The following is a 2,710-nucleotide window of genomic DNA, read 5'->3' on the forward strand; positions in this document are numbered from 1 at the left end:
ACCTCCTCGCCGCCGCCTGCCGGGAGGCCCACGAGGAGACCGGGATCGAGGGCCTGGTACCGGTGCTGCCGGCGGTCGACCTCGACGTCCACGACGTGGCCTACCCCGACGGGTCCTTCCACGTCCACCACGACCTGCGCTTCTTGTTGCTGGCTCCCGGAGGCGCAGAGGTCGTGCTGAACCACGAGTCGACCGGGTCCCGCTGGGTGCGGTGCGCCGAGGACCTCGACCGCCTCGGCGCGGACGCGAGCACCCGTCGCCTGGTGCAGCGCGGCCTGCAGGCGGCGGCGACCCTCGACCGCGGCCCCGGCTGAGCGCCGGCGGTCCGCTCCGAGCTCCGAACGCTCAGCTCAGAGCGCGCGTCGATCGGCGGTGGCGCGGCCTCTCACCCGACGTCGCCGGCGGGGCCGCACGAGGGGATCTCGTTCACGTCGGCGAACACCTCGATCACCCGGTCGAGGGGATCGTTGAACTTCTCCTCGGTGAGGAAGCGGGCGTCGGGGTCCTCCCGAACCGCGTCGGCGTAGGTGCTGCGATCGACGAGGAGCTGTTCCCAGTCGTCGAGCCACGGCTCGACGACGCCGCGATCGCCGTCGTCGTCGGGGAGGGGCGAGCGCAGGTCGGCGAGCATGGTGCGGAGGTCCTCGGTCGACGCGTCGATCGCGTCGGCCCGATCGACGCGGTCGTCGCGCCCGGCGGTCTCGCTGCGCTGGTCGACGACCTCCATCGTCGCTGCGCAGCTGCGCTCGGCCCGCTCCGCCCACGCCCGGTCGGCGAGGAAGTCCGGGTTCTGCTCGCGGGCCGCGCCGGAGAAGATCCAGAGCCAGAACAGCGCGATGGCGAGCATCACGCTGACGCCCAGCACCCGCCAGAGGGTGACACCTCGGCCCGTGGGGCGCGTCGACGGGTCGGGGGCGGGGCGGGGCGCGACCTCGGTCGTGGGCACGGGCCCAGCCTTGCACCCGACCCGGGGAGCCCGTCCATCGGAGGGCGTCGTGCGATGTCGGCCGGGGTCGGGCGGCAGGGGGTGCAGACTGACCGGGTGACGAACGCGGATGTGCTCGCCGACCTCGAGGCCCGGGGCCTCGTCCACCTCTCCACCGACCGTGACGCCCTCGCCCAGCGGCTCGCCGACGGTCCGGTCACCGCCTACTACGGGTGCGACCCGACCGCGGACAGCCTGCACATCGGCAACCTGATCGGGCTGCTCATCCTCCGGCGCCTCCAGGACGCCGGCCACCGCGCCATCGGCCTGGCCGGCGGTGCGACCGGGCTCATCGGCGACCCGTCGGAACGCTCCGACGAGCGCAACCAGCTCGACGACGAGACCCTGGCGGCCAACACCACCGCCATCGCCGCCCAGATCGCTCGTGTCGTCGACCCCGACGGAAGGCGGGGCACGCTCTTCGTGGACAACCGTTCGTGGACCGAGGACCTCACGCTGATCGACTTCCTGCGCGACGTCGGTCGTCACGTCACGGTCAACCAGATGGTGGCCCGGGACTCGGTGCGGGCCCGGCTCGAGAGCGAGCACGGCATCTCCTACACGGAGTTCTCCTACATGCTGCTCCAGGCCCGGGACTACCTGCACCTGCACCGTGAGCACGGCTGCGCCCTGCAGATCGGCGGCTCGGACCAGTGGGGCAACATCGTCTCGGGCGTCGACCTGGTGCGCCGGGTCGAGGGTCGCCAGGTCCATGCCCTCTGCTGGCCCCTGCTCACCGGCGCGGACGGGACGAAGCTGGGCAAGTCGACCGGGGCCCGGGTCTGGCTCGACCCCCGGCGCACCAGTCCGTACCAGCTCTTTCAGCACTGGATGCGAGTCGACGACGCCGACCTCGACCGTCAGCTCAAGTGGTTCACCCTCCTGCCCGTCGCCGACATCGACGGACTGCTGCGGGCTCACGAGGCCGACCCCGGCGCCCGCGTGGCCCACCGGCGCCTGGCGCACGAGGTCACGGCTCTCGTCCACGGTGACGACGCCGCCCGCGCCGCCGAGGAGGCCTCGACGATCCTCTTCGGTGCCGACCCCTCCACGGCCACGGCGGCGGCGTTGGCGGTCGTCGCCCGGGAGGTCACCTGCGCACCGATCGGGCCCGGTGATGACCCTCGGGCGGACACGGTGATCGGCCTCCTGGTGGCGACGGGGCTGGTCGCCTCCACCAGCGACGCCCGTCGGGCGCTCAGCCAGGGCGGCGTCTACCTGAACGGGGTCCGCTGCGCCGATGATGCCCCGGTGACCGCCGAGGACCTCCTGCACGGGCGCTACGCCCTGGTCCGCAAGGGCAAGCGGTCCTACGCCATGGGTCTCGCACGCCCCTGACCAGGGGGTGTGACCCACGACCGGGCCGGGGGATTTGGACCGGGGCAGACGTGGTGCCTAGCTTCCTCCCTCGCCCCACACCGCGAGGTACGGGGGAACGGCCACCCAGCGTGGCGCCGCCGGGGGTTGACGCTCCGGAGGCTCGACGATATGGTGGTCAGTCGCCCCACGGAACGGTTTCGACCGACCCGTAAGGGTGCACCCGGCACCACCGTCCATCGAGACGACTGCCGAGAGCAGCTCCCCACGGGAGCAGGGTGCTCCTTGAAAACAGAACAGAGGACGCAAGCGAGTGCGGACCTGGGACCTCGAGGCTTCGGCCTCGGAACCCAGGACTGTCAATTCAATGCACCAAACAACGGACAAGTCAGTCTGTTCTGGTGCCAG

Annotated in this window: 3 protein-coding genes; 2 read left to right on the forward strand and 1 reads right to left on the reverse strand. The window is 72.0% G+C overall.

The window, feature by feature from the left end; all coding sequences use genetic code 11:
- Positions 1–314 (forward strand): NUDIX domain-containing protein (locus VNL12_RS16815; RefSeq protein ID WP_325596099.1); only part of this gene is annotated, 314 nt, incomplete at its 5' end.
- A 71-nt stretch (positions 315–385) separates the two neighbouring features.
- Here the strand turns inward: VNL12_RS16815 and VNL12_RS16820 are convergent.
- On the reverse strand, positions 386–946 hold the full coding sequence (locus VNL12_RS16820) for a hypothetical protein (RefSeq protein ID WP_325596100.1): 561 nt from the start codon (positions 944–946) through the stop codon (positions 386–388).
- A gap of 96 nt (positions 947–1,042) precedes the next feature.
- Here VNL12_RS16820 and tyrS point away from each other — a divergent pair, with 96 nt between their 5' ends.
- Positions 1,043–2,323 (forward strand): tyrosine--tRNA ligase, encoded by a 1,281-nt coding sequence (gene tyrS, locus VNL12_RS16825; RefSeq protein ID WP_325596101.1) that lies wholly within the window; start codon positions 1,043–1,045, stop codon positions 2,321–2,323.
- Positions 2,324–2,710 lie beyond the last annotated feature (387 nt).

It is taken from the genome of Iamia sp. (assembly GCF_035575815.1).
Lineage (GTDB): Bacteria > Actinomycetota > Acidimicrobiia > Acidimicrobiales > Iamiaceae > Iamia.